This window comes from Aquirufa nivalisilvae (assembly GCF_004307455.1).
Classification (GTDB): Bacteria; Bacteroidota; Bacteroidia; order Cytophagales; family Spirosomataceae; genus Aquirufa; species Aquirufa nivalisilvae.
The window spans coordinates 614219-636915 of the sequence record NZ_SEWX01000001.1; the positions used below are offsets into that span (position 1 = coordinate 614219).

Below are 22697 nucleotides of genomic sequence, written 5' to 3' on the forward strand. Positions count from 1 at the left end.
TGCCCTAATTTGACATAAAAAAAGGAATAAACTTCGCTGGCTGGACTTTGATCGTCAGATAGAAAGAAATTCCTTTTTTATTTATTTATTAAGAACACGGAGCAACTAACCATTTAAGGTAGTTGTGTTGTTTGTTCTTCGAAATTATATCAAACGATTTGAATTGTATTCAATTATTTTTAAAATTCATAGTTCCACTTGACAATTGTCAATTTTCAATGAATTTGTCTTATTGCGGGATAGCTTGATAATCTTGGGCTAGTCGGCTTAAGGTTTCTGGTCTAATTCCGAGAAATTCGGCGATGTATTTATTGGGAATTCTTGAAATACTTTCTGCATATCCAGAGGCTAAAAATGCCTCATATCGGTCTTTAGCACTTGGAATACGCGAAATATAGACTCTTTCTTCGGCAGAAACTAGATAAAATTCAAAGAGTGCCCGATATATGGTGGACATATCTGGGAAGTGTTTCAAACAATATTGTAAATCATCAAAATGTAACGATTCCGTTTGCGTGGCTTCGATGGCTTGAATATTTTCTTTACATGGAGTCCTCATGAAGAATCCACCCACAGAAGTAAAAACATGATTTTCCCAATCGACCCACTGGGTTATTTCCTTGGGACCATGTTGGTAAAAACCGCGAACCAAGCCTTTTTTGATTAAATGTAAATGGCTAAATGGTTCCCCTGCTTGGCAAATGAACTCTCCTTTCTTGAAACTATGACTTTTCATGTTAGCCGATAAATATTCTTTTAAATCCTTAGAAATAGGAGTTATGGAATTGAAAAATATCAGACTATATAGGTTCTTTGGAGTTGGTGAAACCATGGTAGAAGATAAGAAACTAGCTGGTGATTGCCATTGTAAATGGATGGACATATCACAAATTACCTTAAATGTAATGGCTAAATCCTTTAAATAAAAAGGAATGAGGCTACAATTTTTTGAGGGTAAAAAAAAACGAGGACTCGTTGCCCTCGTTTTTTAATTAATCTAGGAGTTATGTTATCTATCCAGCGCGGTGCGATTAATAAATACGTAAGTAGAAATATTTGGTTTTACTCCAAAGAAATCAACTACATAATAGTACACGCCATCTGGTAATTTTTTATCTATAGTCAATACATTGTTAGGAGAGCTTTCTCCACCCCAATCGTTTTTATAGTTTTCTGTTTCAAATACTAAATCTCCCCAACGGTTATAGATGCTTAATCTATTACGGAAGTTTAGTATGCCAGGAATCACTAATTTATCATTTACTCCATCATTGTTTGGTGAGATTCCTTGAGGTACGAAAGTATCACAAGTATCTGGGTCCAATCGATTTGGTATACCATCATGATCGCAATCTGGCAAAGCACCATAATTTAAATCATCTTCTAGTATATCTGGAATACCATCATTGTCATCATCTGGGTCGATATAGTCATAGATACCATCTTTATCTGTATCCAATGGACTATTTAGGCTAGTTCCTGCACTAACACTATCAAGAATACCATCATTATCCGAGTCTGTATCTCTGTAATCAGGTAATCCATCTTTATCGGTATCTACCGGACTATCAGGATTTTTGCCTACTTCAATAAAATCTGGAATACCGTCATTGTCACTATCTAAATCGCGGTAATCAGGCAATCCGTCTTTGTCGGTATCAATTGGTTTCGTAGGATCAAGACCGGCTTCAATTTTATCTTTTATGGTATCCCCATCTGAATCTATATCTCTGAAATCATATAATCCATCTTTATCGGTATCTAATGGAGCATTTGTATTTGGTCCAACTTCTACTTTATCAGGAATGGTATCATTGTCAGAATCTGTATCCTGGTAATCAGGTATTCCATCTTTATCCGTATCATCAGGGATGAGAGAATCTTTACCTGCTTCTAGCGTATCCAGAATCGTATCATTATCAGAATCCGTATCTCGATAATCAGGTAATCCATCTTTATCCGAGTCGATAGGGAGGTTGGTATTTGAGCCAACTTCAAGTCGATCTAAAATGCTATCATTGTCTGAGTCTATGTCAATATAGTCAGCTTTTCCATCTTTATCTGTATCAACAGGTTTAGTTGGATCAGTGCCGGCTTCTACCGCATCGGGGATTCCATCGCTATCTGAATCGGTATCTCTAAAGTCATATTTTCCATCAAGATCCGAGTCTACTGGATTGCGTGGACTCGTGCCTGCTTCTACATTATCAGGAATTTTATCATTATCAGAATCTAAATCCCTAAAGTCTTCTACTCCATCATTGTCACTATCCAATGGTTTGAAACCAGGGGCTCCACCCTCAATTTGGTCTGGAATACTATCTCCGTCCGAATCCAAATCTAAGTAATCTGGGGTACCATCTTTATCGGTATCTACTGGAGATTTTGGATTGTTTCCAGCTTCATAGATATCTAAAATACCATCTCCATCAGAATCCGTATCACGGTAGTCAGCTAGGCCATCTTTATCGGTGTCTACTGGTGTACTTGGCTTGGTTCCCGCTTCTAAAGCATCAGGAATTCCATCTCCATCAGAATCTAAATCTTCAAAGTCTCTAGTTCCATCTTTATCTGTATCCACTGGGTTTTCACAAACTACGCTTTCAACTTGATCAGGAATACCATCACCATCCGAATCTAAATCCCGGAAATTAGGGATTTCATCTCCATCGATATCTCCTCCTAATTCAATTCGATCAGGGATACAATCATTATCAGAATCTAGATCAAGGAAGTCAGGAGAGCCATCTTTGTCGGTATCAATAACCGCTTTGTATTGACCGCGATCATCCCAGCCATCGTCATTGTCGTCATTTCTGTTATCACAAGTGGCACATTTATTCTTACCTTCCCAAGCATCAGGAATACCATCTCCATCTGAGTCCAGATCTAAGTAATTTGGTACACCATCACCATCATTATCCTGAGAGCGTTCATCGCTATCTCCTAACCAGTCACCATCTGAATCTTTATCTCGATAGTTAGGTTTTCCATCTTTATCAGTGTCTCCTGTAAGTTCGATGCTATCATTGATACCATCTCCATCAGAATCCAAGTCTAAATAATCGGGTGTTCCATCTTTGTCTGTATCTGGAATTGGAGCAGGATTTGATTCTAAGAAATCAGCCAAACCATTTCCATTGGCATCTCTTGCAGAGCCATTGATATCCACACGTCCATCATAATTGCTATCAATTACCCCACGAGTATTATTGGTTGCCTCCCAAGCATCCATGATACCGTCATTATCTGAGTCTGTATCCAAGTAATTTGGAATACCATCTCCATCGCTATCGATTGTTCTTTCTTGTGAGTCTAAAATACCATCATTATCTGAATCGAGATCAAGGTAATTAGCATGTCCGTCCCCATCACTGTCAATATTCTTTTCGATGATATCTAAAATGCCATCATTATCTGAATCTGGATCTTGGAAATTTGGAATACCGTCACTATCAAAATCTTGACAATCTCCAACTCCAATATAGCCACCATAACATTCCATGTCGTTGGTTATACCGTCGCCATCGCAATCACCTAGGAAGTAACGTTGGTATCCTAATGATCCTTTCACTGGAATATAACCTGGTATTCCTCCAATACAAGAGTTCAACGGAGCGGCATCTGTACCATTGGCAGTTCCATCCCCGTCACAGTCTAAAGCTTTCCAAGTAAGGCTTGCTTTAGAGAAATCTTGACTAGATATTAAATAAGAACAAGGGTCATTTTTATCAGTACCATCCGTTGTTTCTTTTTCATCAGAAACTCCATCTCCATCTATATCATCAGCCACTACGACGATGTTTTCTGCTTGCACACCGGCTCCAGTTGTAGGAGTGAAGGTAAAACCTCCACTGCCAGAACCTCCTTGGTATTTAACACCTAATAAAGAGAAGTCAGCCACACCATTAACAAAGTCAGTTGGGCTTGTCAATTTGATTGTACCTGAAAGTCCGGTTACATTACCAGTTAAATTTGTAACAACAACCGTGATATTATTTTGAGATGCATCAAAGTTTTTCACTACGTTACCATATTGATCAAGTGCTTTTAATGATCCAACTAATGGCTGACCAACTGTTTGCTGAGGAGCAAGTGTCACTTCTAACTTAACAAATGTAGAGTTAACAACTTCCACTTGTAATTCCCCTTCTCTTGGTGTATTAACCACACCGTCTGTTGCTGAAATGGTAGCGGTTTCTGCTTTGTATAATATAATTACGGCGTTAGCGATACCATTCGTAAAGGTTAAATTAACCGTGCTTCCAAATTCTGCCAGCGTACCAACAGTTGAGTTTAGACTGATGATGTTGGAGCCTGGATTTTGAACAACGGTATTTCCAGCAGCAGTAGCATTGATATTAACGATAGTAGCTCCTGTTGTTGCATTTGTCTTTTTCACCGTTTGGTTCAATGTTCCTGTACCACCACCAATTGATGTTGGTGTATTATTAGGGGCACCTGCACTAGGCTTATATTGTTCAGATGCTGCGGTTGCTCCTGTGAATGTGATTGGTTTGGTACCAACGTAACCAGATACTACGTTATCGTATTGGTCTAGCGCTCTAATGGTGACAGTTTGTGTTGTTCCCGCCTCTTGTCTAGTTAATCCAGAAATAAAGTATCTGTACAATGGACCTGGACTCACCGTAAATGCATTACTATCACCTACTTTTCCATTCACATTAGAACCTGCACCCGTACCTGTTGCACGCAATACGATACCTGTTTCAGCTTTATTGTATTGAATTCCTGTAATTGTTACAGAACTTGTTCCTGCTAGGATAGTACCTGTATAAGTGCCAGAAATAGTACCTGTACCTGTTTTAACACTTATTGTGATCGTTCCATTGGCTGTAGCTAATACCGTGTTATCATTATCATCGGTTAAGGTTACGGTTATCGTTTGGCTAGAACCCGCTACATAATTACTTAGTGGACTTAGCTTGATTTTAGAACCTATACCCGCACTTACCGCAAAGGCATTGGAATTACCAATTTTGCCATTGGCATTACCCGCACTTGTACCTGTAGCTTTTAACTCTACGCCTGATTCTACTTTATCGTAAGTGACACCAGAAATGGTAACACTTGAGTTGCCATTCAGTAGGGTTCCACTAATTGTACCACCTAATGTACCAGTTCCCGTTTTCACACTTAATGTTACTGTTGTATTGACATCTGCATTTACAAGATTGTCATTGGCATCCACTAATGTAGCAGTAACAGAGAATGTGTTTAATGCTACTTTATCTGTGATTGTAGAGATAATGAATCTATTGGCGCCACCAGCATTGACATTGAATGCATTGGAATCACCAGATTTACCTGAAACATTACCAGAGCCAGAACCTGTTGCGGTTAAAACAACCCCTGATTCTAATTTGGTATAGCTGACGCCTGAAATAGTGACCGTGCTAGAACCAGCCGTTATGGTTCCTGTTAAGGTTCCTCCCAAGGTACCTGTACCTGTTTTTAAAGTTAAGGTAACTGTTCCATTTGCTGTGGCATTCACTGGATTGCCATTAGCATCCGTGAGTGTAACGGTTACAGGGAAGGCTCCACCTGCTGCTTGACTAGCAATCGTACGAACTACTAATTTAGATGCAGCACCAGCAACAGAACTAAATCCAGCGGAAGTACCTGTTAAACTGGTATTATCTGTAGCCGTAATGGTCGTTGATGTGCCAGAAACTGTATGTGTTGTAAAGGTTACTGTCGCAATTCCATTGGCATCAGTAGTGCTAGTTGCTGATGAGAAAGAACCATTGACATCGCTTTTTGACCAAGTAACTGTTTTACCTGAACTAGTAACTGGATTGTTATTAGCATCTACTAATTGGGCAGTAATAGTTACTGTTCCACCCGCAGTTGGAGAAGTGTTGCTACTAGTGACAATGTATTTAGCACCTGCACCAGCTACAACAGAGAATGTATTAGAATCGCCTGTTTTTCCAGTCACATTACCTGATCCAGAACCTGTAGCTGTTAAAGAAACACCTGATTCTGCTTTGGTATAGGTTACACCTGAAATCGTTACTGCACTAGAACCTGAAGTAATAGTTCCTGTAAGTGTTCCTCCAAGTGTTCCATTGCCCGATTTCAATGTTAATGTAACCGTTCCATTCGTAGAAGCATTGACTGGGTTACCGTTGGCATCTGTTAAAGTAACTGTAACTGCGAAAGCTGTTCCAGCTGTTTGACCAGCAATGGTAGAAACAACCAATTTAGTAGCTCCACCTGAACCAGAAGTGATCGTTGGAGAAGTTCCGGTTAAGCTCGTATTATCTGTAGCAGTAATAGTTGTTGTAGTTCCTGCAACTGAATGTGAAGTGAAAATTACTGTTGCAGTTCCATTGGCATCAGTTGTACTAGTAGCTGATGAGAATGATCCATTGGCATCACTTTTTGACCAAGTAACTGTTTTACCTGAACTAGTAACTGGATTATTATTTGCATCCAATAATTGGGCAGTGATGGTTACTGTACCACCGGCAGCAGGGGAAGTAGAACTACTTGTAACTAAATATTTAGACGCGGCCCCTGGCACTACAGTGAATGCATTGGAATCACCCGTTTTACCAGAAACATTACCCGCAACAGAACCTGTAGCAGTTAATACAACACCTGTTTCCGCTTTGGTATAAGTTACACCTGAAATGGTTACTGCACTAGAACCCAAAGTGATGGTCCCTGTCACTGTACCTCCCAAAGTACCCGTACCTGTTTTTCTTGTTAAAGTAACGGTTCCGTCAGCCGTAGCTAAAACAGGGTTACCATTGACATCTGTTAATGTAACTGTCACAGAGAATCCCGTTCCAGCAGTTTGTTGAGCTATATTGGAAACGACCAATTTTGTAGCAGTACCAGCTGTATAAGTTATGGTAGATTGTGTTTGAGAACCCGTTCCACTTTTAACAGCAGCAGCACCTAAGGTAGCCACGAATACACCTGAACCAGCGGCAGTAGGAGAAGTGACAGTAGCGGTATAAGTACCATTGCTATTATCAGTAACTGAACTAATAGTACCAGAACCTGAAGATTTGGTGATGGTGACAGTGGAGCCCCCAGCAGTTAAGTTATTACCATTAGCATCTTTAGCAGCTACGGTTAACACCTGTGTGGTAGAACCATCAGCTACAATGCTAGCCGAAGTCGGAGTCAAGGTAGAAGCAGTAGCATCTGCAGCCCCTGCAACAACATTGAATGCATTCGAATCACCTGTTTTACCAGAAACATTACCAGCAACAGAACCTGTAGCAGTTAATACAACACCTGTTTCAGCTTTGGTATAAGTTACACCTGAGATGGTTACTGCACTAGAACCTAAAGTTATGGTTCCTGTTACTGTACCACCTAAAGTACCCGTACCTGTTTTTCTTGTTAACGTAACAGTTCCGTCTGCCGTAGCATTCACGGCATTACCGTTTGCATCGGTTAAAGTAACCGTTACGGAGAATCCTGTACCAGCCGTTTGTTGAGCGATAGTAGAAACCACTAATTTAGTAGCTCCACCAGAACCCGCAGTGATGGTCGATGTAGTACCAGTCAAGCTAGTATTATCTGTTGCTGTGATGGTGGTAGAAGTTCCTGCAACCGTATGTGCTGTAAAAGTTACGGTAGCAGTTCCATTGGCATCAGTTGTACTTGTTGCTGATGAGAATGAACCATTGGCATCGCTTTTCGACCAAGTAATGGTTTTACCCGAAGTACTTACTGGGTTATTATTAGCATCTACTAATTGGGCCGTGATGGTTACTGTACCTCCTGCAGCAGGGGAAGAAGAACTACTTGTAACTAAATATTTAGAGGCGACCCCAGGCACCACGGTGAATGCATTGGAATCCCCCGTTTTACCATTGACATTACCTGCAACAGATCCAGTCGCAGTTAATACAACACCTGTTTCCGCTTTGGTATAGGTTACTCCAGAGATACTTACTGCACTAGAACCCAAAGTTATGGTTCCAGTCAATGTACCTCCTAAAGTGCCCGTACCTGTTTTTCTAGTTAAAGTTACGGTTCCATCTGCCGTAGCATTCACGGCATTACCGTTTGCATCGGTTAAAGTAACGGTTACGGAGAATCCAGTACCAGCTGTTTGTTGAGCGATAGTCGAAACGACTAATTTATTAGCTGTTCCTACAGTAGAACTAAATCCAGCGGAAGTACCTGTTAAACTAGTATTATCTGTTGCCGTAATGGTCGTGGATGTGCCAGAAACTGTATGTGTGGTAAATGTTACTGTCGCAGTTCCATTGGCATCAGTTGTACTAGTTGCCGATGAGAAAGAACCATTGACATCGCTTTTCGACCAAGTAATGGTTTTATTTGAAGTAGTAACTGGATTGTTATTGGCATCTACTAATTGGGCCGTAATTGTCACTGTACTTCCTGCAATTGGAGAAGTGTTACTACTGGTTACAATATATTTAGCACCAGCTCCCGCTACTACGGTGAATGCATTGGAATCGCCTACTTTACCATTGACATTACCCGCAACAGATCCTGTGGCAGTTAATACAACACCTGTTTCTGCTTTAGTATAAGTGACCCCAGAGATCGTTACAGCACTATTGCCAGATAAAATAGTTCCAGTTAGTGTACCACCTAAAGTACCCGTACCTGTTTTTCTAGTTAAAGTAACAGTACCATCAGCCGTAGCATTGACAGGGTTACCGTTTACGTCAGTTAAAGTAACTATTACTGAGAATCCTGTACCAGCTGTTTGTTGAGCTATATTTGAAATAACTAATTTAGAGGCTCCACTTGCATCCGATGTGATATTGGATGTAGTACCTGTTAAACTTGTATTGTCTGTTGCTGTGATCGTAGTAACAGTATTCGCCACTGTATGTGCTGTAAAAGTTACAGTCGCAGTTCCATTGGCATCGGTTGTACTAGTTGCCGAAGAGAATGATCCATTGACATCACTTTTCGACCAAGTAACGGTTTTATTTGAAGTACTTACTGGATTATTATTTGCATCTACTAATTGTGCCGTGATGGTTACTGTTCCACTTACCACTGGAGAGTAATTACTACTAGTTACTAAATATTTAGACGCGGCCCCAGGCACTACATTGAATGCATTCGAATCACCTGTTTTACCAGACACATTACCAGCAACAGAACCTGTGGCAGTTAATACAACACCTGTTTCAGCTTTGGTATAAGTCACTCCAGAGATAGTTACGGCACTTGAACCCAAAGTCATGGTTCCTGTCACTGTACCACCTAAAGTACCTGTACCAGTTTTCAAGCTTAGCGTCACTGTACCATCGGCGGTAGCATTGACAGGGTTACCGTTTGCATCCGTTAGAGTAACAGTTACAGCGAATGCAGTACCAGCTGTTTGTCCAGAAATAGTCGAAACGACTAGTTTAGTAGCAGTACCAGCGGTATAAGTTATAGTTGATTGGGTTTGAGAACCTGTACCACTTTTCACAGCGGCAGCACCTAATGTTGCCACAAATACACCAGAACCAGCGGCAGTAGGAGAAGTGACAGTAGCGGTATAAGTACCATTGCTATTATCAGTAACCGAACTGATGGTACCAGTACCCGAAGATTTAGTAATGGTGACAGTAGAGCCACCAGCAGTTAAGCTATTACCATTAGTATCTTTGGCAGTTACCGTTAACACCTGTGTGGTAGAACCATCAGCTACAATGCTAGCCGAAGTAGGAGTCAAGGTAGAAGCAGTAGCATCTGCAGCCCCTGCAACAACATTGAATGCATTCGAATCACCTGTTTTACCAGAAACATTACCAGCAACCGAACCTGTAGCAGTTAATACAACACCTGTTTCTGCTTTGGTATAAGTCACTCCTGAGATAGTTACAGCACTTGAACCCAAAGTCATGGTTCCTGTCACTGTACCACCCAAAGTACCCGTACCTGTTTTCAAGCTTAGCGTCACTGTTCCATCTGCCGTAGCGTTGACAGGGTTACCGTTCACATCCGTTAGCGTAACTGTTACAGCGAATCCAGTACCAGCTGTTTGTCCCGAAATAGTTGATACAACTAATTTAGTGGCAGTACCAGCGGTATAGGTAATGGTTGATTGAGTTTGAGAACCTGTTCCACTTTTCACAGCGGCAGCACCTAATGTTGCCACAAATACACCAGAGCCAGCGGCAGTAGGAGAAGTGACAGTAGCGGTATAAGTACCATTGCTATTATCAGTAACCGAACTGATGGTACCAGTACCCGAAGATTTGGTGATGGTGACAGTGGAGCCACCAGCAGTTAAGTTATTACCATTAGCATCTTTGGCAGTTACGGTTAACACTTGTGTGGTAGAACCATCAGCTACAATACTAGCCGAAGTAGGAGTTAAAGTAGAAGCAGTAGCATCTGCAGCCCCTGCAACAACATTGAATGCATTCGAATCACCCGTTTTACCAGAGACATTCCCAGCAACCGATCCTGTAACAGTAAATACAACACCTGTTTCTGCTTTAGTGTAAGTGACTCCTGAAATGGTTACTGCACTAGAACCCAAAGTTATGGTTCCAGTCACTGTACCACCCAAAGTACCTGTACCAGTTTTCAAGCTTAGCGTCACTGTACCATCGGCGGTAGCATTGACAGGGTTACCATTCACATCTGTTAATGTAACAGTTACAGGGAATCCAGTACCAGCTGTTTGTCCAGAAATAGTTGAAACAACTAATTTAGTGGCAGTACCAGCGGTATAGGTAATGGTTGATTGTGTTTGAGAACCTGTACCACTTTTCACAGCGGCAGCACCAAATGTTGCCACAAATACACCAGAACCAGCGGCAGTAGGAGAAGTGACCGTAGCTGTATAAGTACCATTGCTATTATCAGTAACCGAACTGATGGTACCAGTACCCGAAGATTTGGTGATAGTGACAGTAGAGCCCCCAGCAGTTAAGTTATTACCATTGGCATCTTTAGCAGTCACGGTTAACACCTGTGTGGTAGAACCATCAGCTACAATGCTAGCCGAAGTAGGAGTTAAAGTAGAAGCAGTAGCATCTGCGGCCCCTGGCACAACATTGAATGCATTCGAATCACCCGTTTTACCTGAAACATTCCCTGCAACAGAACCTGTGGCAGTTAATACAACACCTGTTTCAGCTTTGGTATAAGTGACCCCAGAGATAGTCACAGCACTATTCCCAGTTAGAATAGTTCCAGTTAGTGTACCACCTAAAGTTCCCGTACCTGTTTTACGAGTTAATGTAACGGTTCCATCCGCAGTAGCTAAAACAGGGTTACCATTGACATCTGTTAATGTAACTGTCACAGAGAATCCTGTTCCAGCAGTTTGTTGAGCTATATTGGAAACGACCAATTTAGTAGCAGTACCAGCAGTATAGGTAATGGTGGATTGTGTTTGAGAACCCGTACCACTTTTCACAGCGGCAGCACCTAATGTTGCCACAAATACACCAGAACCAGCGGCAGTAGGAGAAGTTACCGTAGCGGTATAAGTACCATTGCTATTATCAGTAACCGAACTAATAGTACCAGAACCAGAAGATTTAGTGATGGTGACCGTAGAGCCCCCAGCAGTTAAGTTATTGCCATTAGCATCTTTAGCAGTCACGGTTAACACCTGTGTGGTAGAACCATCAGCTACAATGCTAGCCGAAGTAGGAGTCAAGGTAGAAGCGGTAGCATCTGCAGCTCCCGGCACAACATTGAATGCATTCGAATCACCTGTTTTACCAGACACATTACCTGCAACCGATCCTGTGGCAGTTAATACAACACCTGTTTCTGCTTTGGTATAGGTTACTCCATAGATAGTTACAGCACTATTACCAGTTAGAATAGTTCCAGTCACTGTACCACCCAAAGTACCTGTACCAGTTTTCAAGCTTAGAGTTACTGTTCCATCGGCTGTAGCTAAAACAGGATTACCGTTTGCATCCGTTAGAGTAATAGTTACAGGGAATCCAGTACCAGCTGTTTGTCCAGAAATAGTTGAAACAACTAATTTAGTGGCAGTACCAGCGGTATAGGTAATGGTTGATTGTGTTTGAGAACCTGTACCACTTTTCACAGCGGCAGCACCTAATGTTGCCACAAATACACCAGAACCAGCGGCAGTAGGAGAAGTGACCGTAGCTGTATAAGTACCATTGCTATTATCAGTAACCGAACTGATGGTACCAGTACCCGAAGATTTGGTGATAGTGACAGTAGAGCCCCCAGCAGTTAAGTTATTACCATTGGCATCTTTAGCAGTCACGGTTAACACCTGTGTGGTAGAACCATCAGCTACAATGCTAGCCGAAGTAGGAGTTAAAGTAGAAGCAGTAGCATCTGCGGCCCCTGCGACAACATTGAATGCATTGGAATCACCTGTTTTACCAGAGACATTCCCAGCAACCGATCCTGTAACAGTAAATACAACACCTGTTTCTGCTTTGGTATAGGTAATTCCAGTAAATGTAACATCACTTCTTCCACTAAATATGGTACCGGTCAATGTGCCACCTAGAGTACCTGTACCCGTTTTCAAGCTTAGAGTCACTGTCCCATCCGCTGTCGCATTTACTGTGTTTCCATTGGCATCGGTTAAGTTTACGATAACACTGAAAGTTGCGCCAGCTGTTTTGGTACCAATATTGGTGATAACTAATTTAGAAGCAGCTCCCTCAGAATAAGTTATGGTGGATTGAGTTTGAGAACCAGTACCATTTTTTACTTGTGCTCCTCCTAATGTAGCTACAAAAACTCCCGTTCCTGTTGAGCTAGGAGAAGTTACTGTAGCAGTATATGTTCCATTACCTACGTCACTAACGCTACTGATACTTCCTGTTCCAGATTGTTTTGTAATGGTTACTACATCACCTCCTGTACTTCTCGTATTTCCATAGGCATCTTTCGCCGTAACAGTTAATACTTGTGTGGATGAACCATTAGCAGTAATATTAGCTACAGTTGGGGTCAAGGTAGAAGCTGTTGCATCAACTGCACCAACGGTAACTGCGATGTTATCTGTAGCATCTGCTATACCAGCTCCAGCATCTGCTGGGGTGGCATCAGACATTGTTACGGTATAGGAAGCAACGGTATTCTTCTCGAACCAGAAATTAACGGTAGAAGAGCCATCTGCAAAATCAATGCTTGTTATGACGTTACCTCCACTTGCGGCATCATAAAATACACCGCTATTGGTAGAAGTTAAATAAGCTGTTAGGGCTCCTGTTGTATAAGGCAATAATCCTGCATCTAATCGAGTACCAACATAGGCAGCTCTAGTGCCAGTGGTGATATCTGCAGGACTGTTTAAGGTAAAGCTAGTAGCACCTGTGGTTTCTCCAATAAAAAAGTCAGAGAATGAGTTAAACCCTTGTCCTTTAATAGTTTTGGTTGTTCCATCGACACGCACATGTCCACTTGGGGCTTTCCAAGAGCCTGAGTTTTTACGAACAATCATGTTAGCAAGGCTGGCTGACCCTGCAATATCACCATTAGGGAATCCTAATGTAATGTTATAAGTAGTAAAGCCATTAGCTGCGGCTCCACTTCCATCTGTTACACGCCATTTTCTTTTGACGTATTTATCTCCACGAATACCAGAACCATTAATGGATGCATTATCAGCTAAAGAATTGGTAGAAGATTCAATGGTTAAATCTGTAGAAGAGGATGTTCTACCTACAAAATCTAAGGTTACGGGAGTATATGCTGTGGCATCACCAATTGGAAATTCAACGGATGGATCTGTTTGTTTTGGAATAACTCGAGAAATAGTACCTTCCACATAGCGGGTATCAGCGGCACCTGTAATAGTGGCATCAATGGGGAAAATGAGCTTTTTATTATTACCCATTACCACATGTCCTGATACCAAGTTTAATGTATTATTGATGTTTAAATCAGAAGGTATCGTTAATGAAGACCCTCCAGTTACATTGACTTTCAGTTCTTTTAAACTTTGTCCACCAGATGCAAAATCCAATGTAGGACTTCCACTTGTCGTGTTAACGTGTAAGGTAGAAAGTGTCGTTCCTTTTAATTTACCTCCACTTGAACCATTAACGGTTTCATTTAATGTTAGGGTATTATTGTCTCCAATGGAGAATGCACCACTTTTTAAATAGAAGTCTTTAGCAATGCTAACATTACCATGCATGATCTGACCCGTATAGGAGTTATCCCATTCGAAATTCAAAAATGCTTGATCAAATCCTCCAGTCAATGAAGTTGAACTTAGTCCAGTGACTTTCGTTAAGGCACTACTTGTAAGCGTATTCCATAATGCTTTTGGTATAGCTCCTCCATCTCTTGCATGCCAATAGGTACCACCATGGAAATTAGGTAAGAATCCATTACCAGACTCATTGGTATTTGTAAAGGTTCCACCAGAGTTTTTAAATGTACCATGCGTATGGACATTGTACTCTCCATCTATACCTGAATGGTGATTTAAAGTAAGGGTTCCGCTTGTTGTAAGATCAAAAGTACCATCGATAATCATACTATATAAGGAAACATCTTGGCTTAGCGTCGTGGTGATTCCGGTTGGTATTTTAACGATATCATATTTGTCATAGATGTATTTAATCCCTACCGTATCTGTAAAGGAGGTACCTCCATCCGAGGATATGGCCCAGGTTACAGCATTCCAATTTCCTGTTGTTTTCGGAGAATATATTTTTCCTTCTACAATTCTAAAAGCAGCACTAGTGCCAGTTGTTAAACTTGGGCCACCTACAGTATATTTAGCTGCTTTGATGGTAGCATTTGTGTTAACGGAATATGGATTGGTTGTTTTATCAATTGTTGATACTTTATATCGAACATATGAGATATCGGTATAATAGGAACTGGTTGGGATAGTTGCTTGAATAGGATTAGATTGAACCACATTAGAAGCGTTCGTTCTTTCAATTCCATCAGAAGTCCTATCAGTCGCTCCAATAAATAAACTTAGTTCTACTCCAATATTAGATGGCGCTGGAGAGAAGTTACCATAGGCATCTAATAAATTTACTCGGACAATATTGTTATTGATACCCAACACACCAACAGATGGAGTGATATCTGTCACTGTAATCGTTGTTGGGGTATTTGGGGATATGATAAATGTATTTGAAATAGTTTCAGTGAGCGATCCACTAGTAGCTTTTAACTTATATGAAGAGGCACTTGATTTATTGATCGAAATATCTGAGAAAGTAGCCTCACCAGCTACGGCAGCCTGAGTCAAGGTCCCTGAAAGTGTGCCCGATGCAGGATTGGTATCGATTGACAAAGTAATATTGTCCGTGGCTGTAGTTGGGTTGCCTGCTGCATCTAGTATCTGAACTTTGATGGCTGGACTGATGCTAGAACCTGCAGTGGCATTACTTGGTTGTACACTAAATGCCAATTTCGCAGCACCTGAATTGGAAATATTAAAGGTGTTGGAAGTGGCGCTTGTTAACCCGGAACTTGTAGCAGTCAGGGTATATCCATTGGCTGTATTATTGATGGACAAGTCACTAAATGTAGCGACTCCACTTACAGCGGCAACTGTTTTGGTGCCAGATAAGGTTCCTGATCCAGCATTGGTTCCAAAATCAATGGTAACGTTAGCGGTAGATGTGGTTAAATTACCATTAATATCTTCGATTCTAACTTTTACAGCTGGATTAATAGAGGCCAGTGATGCCGTGTTACTTGGTTGAACTTGAAATGAAAGTTTAGCTGCTGCCCCTACTGTATAAGTAATGACACTATGTTGTCTAGAACCTGTACCATTTTGAACATTGGCCCCATCAATGGTTGCGATGAATTCACCTGTACCAACAGTCGTTGGGGAAGTAACTGTTGCGGTATAAGTTCCATCTCCAACATCACTAACTCCACCTACAACACCTGTTCCCAGATGTCGTGATATAATTACGGTAGCACCACCAACTCCCACATTATTACTATTAGCATCTTTAGCAGTGATGGTTAACACCTGAGTAGAAGAACCATTGGCTGTAATACTTGCAGCAGTAGGAGAAATGGTTGATTTAGCAGCGTCTACTGCTCCCGGATTCACTGAGAATGCATTGGAATCACCTGTTTTGCCAGAAACATTTCCTGCAACAGATCCAGTGGCAGTTAATACAACACCTGTTTCTGCTTTGGTATAAGTTACCCCAGAGATAGTCACAGCACTATTACCAGTAAGAATAGTTCCAGTTACGGTACCACCTAAAGTACCAGTACCTGTTTTTAATGTTAAGGTTACGGTGCCATCTGCTGTAGCATTCACTGTATTACCATTCGCATCTAATAATGTGACAGTAACGGCAAATCCCGTACCTGCTGTTTGTGTAGAAATGTTAGAAATGGCTAATTGAGTAGCAGCTCCTGCGACAACATTGAATGCATTAGAGTCACCTGTTTTACCAGAGACATTACCTGCAACCGATCCTGTGGCAGTTAATACAACACCTGTTTCTGCTTTGGTATAAGTGACCCCAGAGATAGTCACAGCACTATTACCAGTTAGAATAGTTCCTATTAGTGTACCACCTAAAGTCCCCGTACCTGTTTTACGAGTTATAGTAACGGTTCCGTCCGCTGTAGCTAACACAGGGTTACCATTGACATCTGTTAATGTAACTGTTACAGAGAATCCTGTTCCAGCAGTTTGTTGAGCTATATTGGAAACGACTAATTTAGTAGCAGTACCAGCAGTATAGGTAATGGTTGATTGTGTTTGAGAACCCGTACCACTTTTCACAGCAGCAGCACCTAAGGTAGCCACGAATACACCAGAACCAGCGGCAGTAGGGGAAGTGACCGTAGCGGTATATGTACCGTTCCCATTATCAGTAACCGAACCAATGGTACCAGTACCAGAAGATTTCGTGATGGTGACCGTAGAGCCCCCAGCAGTTAAGTTATTACCATTAGCATCTTTAGCAGTTACGGTTAAGACCTGTGTACTAGAACCATCAGCTACAATACTAGCCGAAGTAGGAGTTAAAGTAGAAGCGGTAGCATCTGCAGCACCTGGCGTATATGTAATGGTTGATTGTGTTTGAGAACCCGTACCACTTTTCACAGCAGCAGCACCTAATGTTGCCACAAATACACCAGAACCAGCGGCAGTAGGAGAAGTGACAGTAGCGGTATAAGTACCATTGCTATTATCAGTAACTGAACTAATAGTACCAGAACCAGAAGATTTAGTGATGGTGACCGTAGAGCCCCCAGCAGTTAAGTTATTGCCATTAGCATCTTTAGCAGTCACGGTTAACACCTGTGTGGTAGAACCATCAGCTACAATACTAGCCGAAGTAGGAGTCAAAGTAGAAGCGGTAGCATCCGCAGCACCTGGCGTATATGTAATGGTTGATTGTGTTTGAGAACCCGTACCACTTTTCACAGCAGCAGCACCTAAGGTAGCCACGAATACACCAGAACCAGCGGCAGTAGGGGAAGTGACCGTAGCGGTATAAGTACCATTACCATTATCAGTAACCGAACCAATAGTACCAGAACCCGAAGATTTGGTGATGGTGACCGTAGAGCCCCCAGCAGTTAAGTTATTACCATTGGCATCTTTGGCAGTTACGGTTAACACTTGAGTAGAAGAACCATTGGCGACAATACTAGCCGAAGTAGGAGTCAAGGTAGAAGCAGTAGCATCCGCAGCCCCTGCGACAACATTGAATGCATTAGAGTCACCTGTTTTACCAGACACATTCCCTGCAACCGATCCTGTGGCAGTTAATACAACACCCGTTTCAGCTTTGGTATAAGTGACCCCAGAGATAGTCACAGCACTATTACCAGTAAGAATAGTTCCAGTTAGTGTACCACCTAAAGTTCCCGTACCTGTTTTACGAGTTAATGTAACAGTTCCATCCGCAGTAGCTAAAACAGGGTTACCGTTCACATCAGTTAGAGTAACAGTTACAGCGAATCCCGTTCCAGCAGTTTGTTGAGCTATATTGGAAACCACTAATTTAGTTGCAGTACCAGCGGTATAGGTAATGGTTGATTGTGTTTGAGAACCCGTACCACTTTTCACAGCAGCAGCACCTAAGGTAGCCACGAATACACCAAAACCAGCGGCAGTAGGGGAAGTGACCGTAGCGGTATAAGTACCATTGCTATTATCAGTAACTGAACCGATGGTACCAGAACCAGAAGATTTAGTGATGGTAACAGTAGAGCCCCCAGCAGTTAAGTTATTACCATTGGCATCTTTAGCAGTTACGGTTAATACCTGTGTGCTAGAACCATCAGCTACAATACTAGCCGAAGTCGGAGTCAAGGTAGAAGCAGTAGCATCTGCAGCACCTGGCGTATATGTAATGGTGGATTGCGTTTGAGACCCCGTACCACTTTTCACAGCGGCAGCACCTAAGGTAGCCACGAATACACCAGAACCAGCGGCAGTAGGAGAAGTGACCGTAGCGGTATAAGTACCATTGCTATTATCAGTAACCGAACCAATAGTACCAGAACCCGAAGATTTGGTGATGGTGACAGTAGAGCCGCCAGCAGTTAAGTTATTACCATTAGCATCTTTGGCAGTTACGGTTAACACTTGAGTAGAAGACCCGTTGGCGATAATACTAGCCGAAGTAGGAGTCAAGGTAGAAGCAGTAGCGTCTGCAGCACCTGGCGTATATGTAATGGTGGATTGTGTTTGAGAACCCGTACCACTTTTCACAGCAGCTGCACCTAAGGTAGCCACGAATACACCAGAGCCAGTAGCCGTTGGAGAAGTGACAGTAGCAGTATATGTACCGTTCCCATTATCAGTAACTGAACCGATGGTACCAGAACCCGAAGATTTAGTGATGGTAACAGTAGAGCCACCAGCAGTTAAGTTATTACCATTAGCATCTTTGGCAGTTACGGTTAACACCTGAGTAGAAGACCCATTGGCGACAATACTAGCCGAAGTCGGAGTTAACGTAGAAGCGGTAGCATCCGCAGCACCTGGCGTATATGTAATGGTGGATTGTGTTTGAGACCCCGTACCACTTTTCACAGCAGCAGCACCTAAGGTAGCTACGAATACACCAGAACCAGTAGCTGTTGGAGAAGTGACAGTAGCGGTATAAGTACCGTTCCCATTATCAGTAACCGAACCAATAGTACCAGAACCAGAAGATTTGGTGATGGTGACAGTAGAACCGCCAGCAGTTAAGTTATTACCATTAGCATCTTTGGCAGTTACGGTTAACACCTGAGTAGAAGACCCATTGGCTACAATACTAGCCGAAGTCGGAGTTAAAGTAGAAGCGGTAGCATCTGCAGTACCTGGCGTATATGTAATGGTGGATTGAGTTTGAGAACCCGTACCACTTTTCACAGCAGCAGCCCCTAAGGTAGCTACGAATACACCAGAACCAGTAGCCGTTGGAGAAGTTACCGTAGCGGTATATGTACCGTTCCCATTATCAGTAACAGAACTGATGGTACCAGTGCCTGAAGATTTAGTGATGGTGACAGTAGAGCCCCCAGCAGTTAAGTTATTACCATTAGCATCTTTGGCAGTTACGGTTAACACCTGAGTAGAAGAACCATTGGCGACAATACTAGCCGAAGTGGGAGTTAACGTAGAAGCAGTAGCGTCTGCAGCACCAGGCGTAATGTTAAAGTTGGATGAAGTAGCACCAGTTAGCACTCCACTTGTTGCAGAGAAATTATAACCTGTTCCTGTTTTGTTGATAGACAGATCATTGAAAGTAGCTATACCATTTACTGCATTTCTAGTTACTGTACCAGATAAAGTTCCAGATCCAGGGTTCGTATTTATGGCTAAAGTTACACTGTTGGTAGCTGTGGATACTAAATTATTGGAGGCATCCTCTACTCTTACAGTCACATTCGACATGGTTGCTCCAGCAACAGTATTGGCTGGTTGGGTCCCAAACGTTAATTTACTTGGAGTTGATGTTACAATGTTGAACGTGTTTGATGTAGCAGTGGTTAGCGCTCCACTGGATGCAACAAGAGTATACCCTGTTCCGGTATTGTTAATACTTATATTAGAGAAGGTCGCTTCACCTGCTACTGCTGCTTGAGTTAGTGTCCCAGAAAGGGTTCCAGAAGCAGGATTGGTTCCTATGGCTAAAGTTACATTGGCTGTTGAACTTGTCAAGTTGCCATTGGCATCTTCAATTCTTACTTTAATAGCAGGTGAAATAGAAGATGCGGCTGTAGCATTACTTGGTTGAACGGAGTAGCTTAGCTTACTGGCTGCTCCTGCGTTCACCACAGTACTTGCTCCAGTATTGGCTGTTAGTGTAGCAGCTTGGTCAGTAGCAGTAACAGTTTGATTTCCGGCAGTTTTAAATGTTAGGGCAAATTGTTTTGTTCCACTTGCCAAAGCAGCACTACTTGGAAGGGTTGCTTGCCCATCTGAAGAAGTAATAACAGCAGTGGGGGTAGCGGAGGAAACAAGATTCCAATAGGCATCCACCGCATTGACGGTAAAGTTAAATGAGGAACCTGCAGTTTGAGCTGTTGGTGTACCTGTTTTACCAGTAGTTGTACCCGGAGCAGCTGTTTCTCCTGGCATGATTACTTGTAGTTTATTGACAGTTCCAGCGGTTACAAGTGTCGTAGAACCTGTATTGGCCGTTAATGTGGCAGCTTGGTCAGTTGCCGTTACGGTTTGATTTCCTGCTGTTCTGAATGAAACAGTAAATGTACCTGTTCCGGCACTTAATGCTGCGCTGGAAGGATGCGTATCATTTGGATCACTGGTTGTAATGACTACAGTAGGAGTTGAAGCCGTAATTTTGTTCCACCATGCATCCACGGCATTGACGGTAACTGTTGTGTTTGAACCAGCAGCTTGGTCAGTTGGAGTGCCCGTTTTACCTGTTGCTGAACCTGGATCGGCTGTTTCACCAGGCATTAAGACTTGTAATTTAGCTACGGGGCCTACTACATAACCTACTGAAGCAGATCCTGTTAGGATGGATTCAAATCCTGAGGCCACAACTGTAGCTTGATAATAAATGGTTTGCGGGGCAATGGTGCTACTTACTGTAAAAGTAGCGATACCACTGGCATCCGTTGTTGCACTCGACGGACTAATGGTTGATTTAGTGGTTGGACTAATTAAGCCGACATCTGAAAATTGAGCTAATGTAACAGTGGCACCAGTTAAAGCTGTACCCCCAGCATTTTTTGCTGTTACGGTTAAAGTCGTAGTTCTTTGGTCTGCAATGACACCTGTTGTACTTGCAGGAGTTAATGTAGAATTAGCAGTAGATGGAGCGTTGGTCGTAGCATAACTGTCCAAAGCGGTACCCGCTGGGCCATTATTACCACTTAATGAGGAAGAAGAAGTATAGGCATTTGTTGTTGCATTAACTAATAAGACAATGATATATCCTTGATTGGATAGTGTAGTTCCTGAACTATATTGGTTAAAGTACACGGAGTTAGGGCTACCACTTTGATCACGCCAGTTGATTTCACCTGTTACTGGTGATGAAATACTTCCACCTGTAGTTTTGTAAGTAAAAGTTACTACAGCCGAGCCACCACCACCAGCAGTACCTGAAAAGTTACAGTTAGTACCTCCACCAGAACAAACGGTTTCAAAACGGAAATTACTCCCACTAACTTTAGCGCCATTGATATTGACAGTTGAACCAGACCCTTTAGCGGCTGGCCATATACTTTGAGTCACTAAAGCAGCTTCCTCAACATGAATTGTTTTTCCGTAAACTAAAATACGGTTGCTATCATCGCGCAATTTGGCTCCTTTAATTTCTTCGAGGGCCAATGTATACCCCATTTCTTGGGCAGCAAATAAGGCTCCTTCATCACCAGGAGAGTCAATTTCTCCATTTAAATAAAAGTCAATCGCATGTCCATATTCTTGCAATAATAAGCCCACCATCTGGCGATCATTGGCTTCTGGGTAAAAGAATGATGCTTTACCTGCCACGTATTCTTCATTGAAGAATATGATAGGTTTACCCGTTGGACCGTGGTTGGCATAGGCTGCCATGGCTCCATTGATAACCGACCAATTTAATAACTGAACAGGTATATTAAACCCCTGATTCAAAACAGCATTACGCAGTTCTTCTACTTTTAAAGTAAAAGCTAAATCCGATTTTGATTTATTTCCAGGGAAATAGGAAAATAATAAGTCTTGGTAATTTGATTTTTGAAACAATTGAAACAAGAGCTTATTTACCTCTTTATTGGCCTGAATGATACGCAGCTCTTCTGGACTTTTAGGCTTACCTGGAGTTTGATCAAAAAATACCACATCCATTCCTGCCTGAGACTTAATAGGTGCATGGAAGTTTAACGACAACTCGGTGGAAGTGTTAATTTTTGGATAATCTAATGCGGAATTTTTCTCCATGCCATTTGCTTCTAGCGTAGAAACCAATAGCATTGAAAGAAACACCAAAATTGATAGCAAAGATGGGAACCGTTTCAATGTTTTAAAATAGGTATTGTGAGACACTTTCATATAATTTTTGAGAACACAGATTTTCTAATCAAATAGTTAACATAGATAATTTGTCCAGAGGATTAGTCCCTGAATGAATTAACAGAAGCAAAAAACAGGATTGAATTTGTATGATATTCCTCACCAAATACGGTCAGTGCATCACATAGACTTTGCAGCCGAGTAGACGATTTTTTCATATATAATTTAGGAACAGGATACAATGCCTCAGAGATTTTTACGTTCTCTTTGAGATTATAATTCACGTAAATCTAAT

The 22697-nt window shown here is 41.9% G+C and carries 2 protein-coding genes; both read right to left on the reverse strand.

Translation table 11 applies throughout. From position 1 onward, the window contains the following. Positions 1-229: 229 nt before the first annotated feature. Complete coding sequence (locus tag EWU22_RS02720; protein ID WP_130924309.1) at positions 230-883, reverse strand: Crp/Fnr family transcriptional regulator; 654 nt, start codon at positions 881-883, stop codon at positions 230-232. 126 nt (positions 884-1009) lie between these two features. Continuing rightward, positions 1010-22330 carry an invasin domain 3-containing protein gene (locus tag EWU22_RS02725; RefSeq protein ID WP_161566775.1) on the reverse strand — a complete coding sequence of 7107 codons (21321 nt, stop codon included), beginning with the start codon at positions 22328-22330 and terminating at the stop codon, positions 1010-1012. Positions 22331-22697 lie beyond the last annotated feature (367 nt).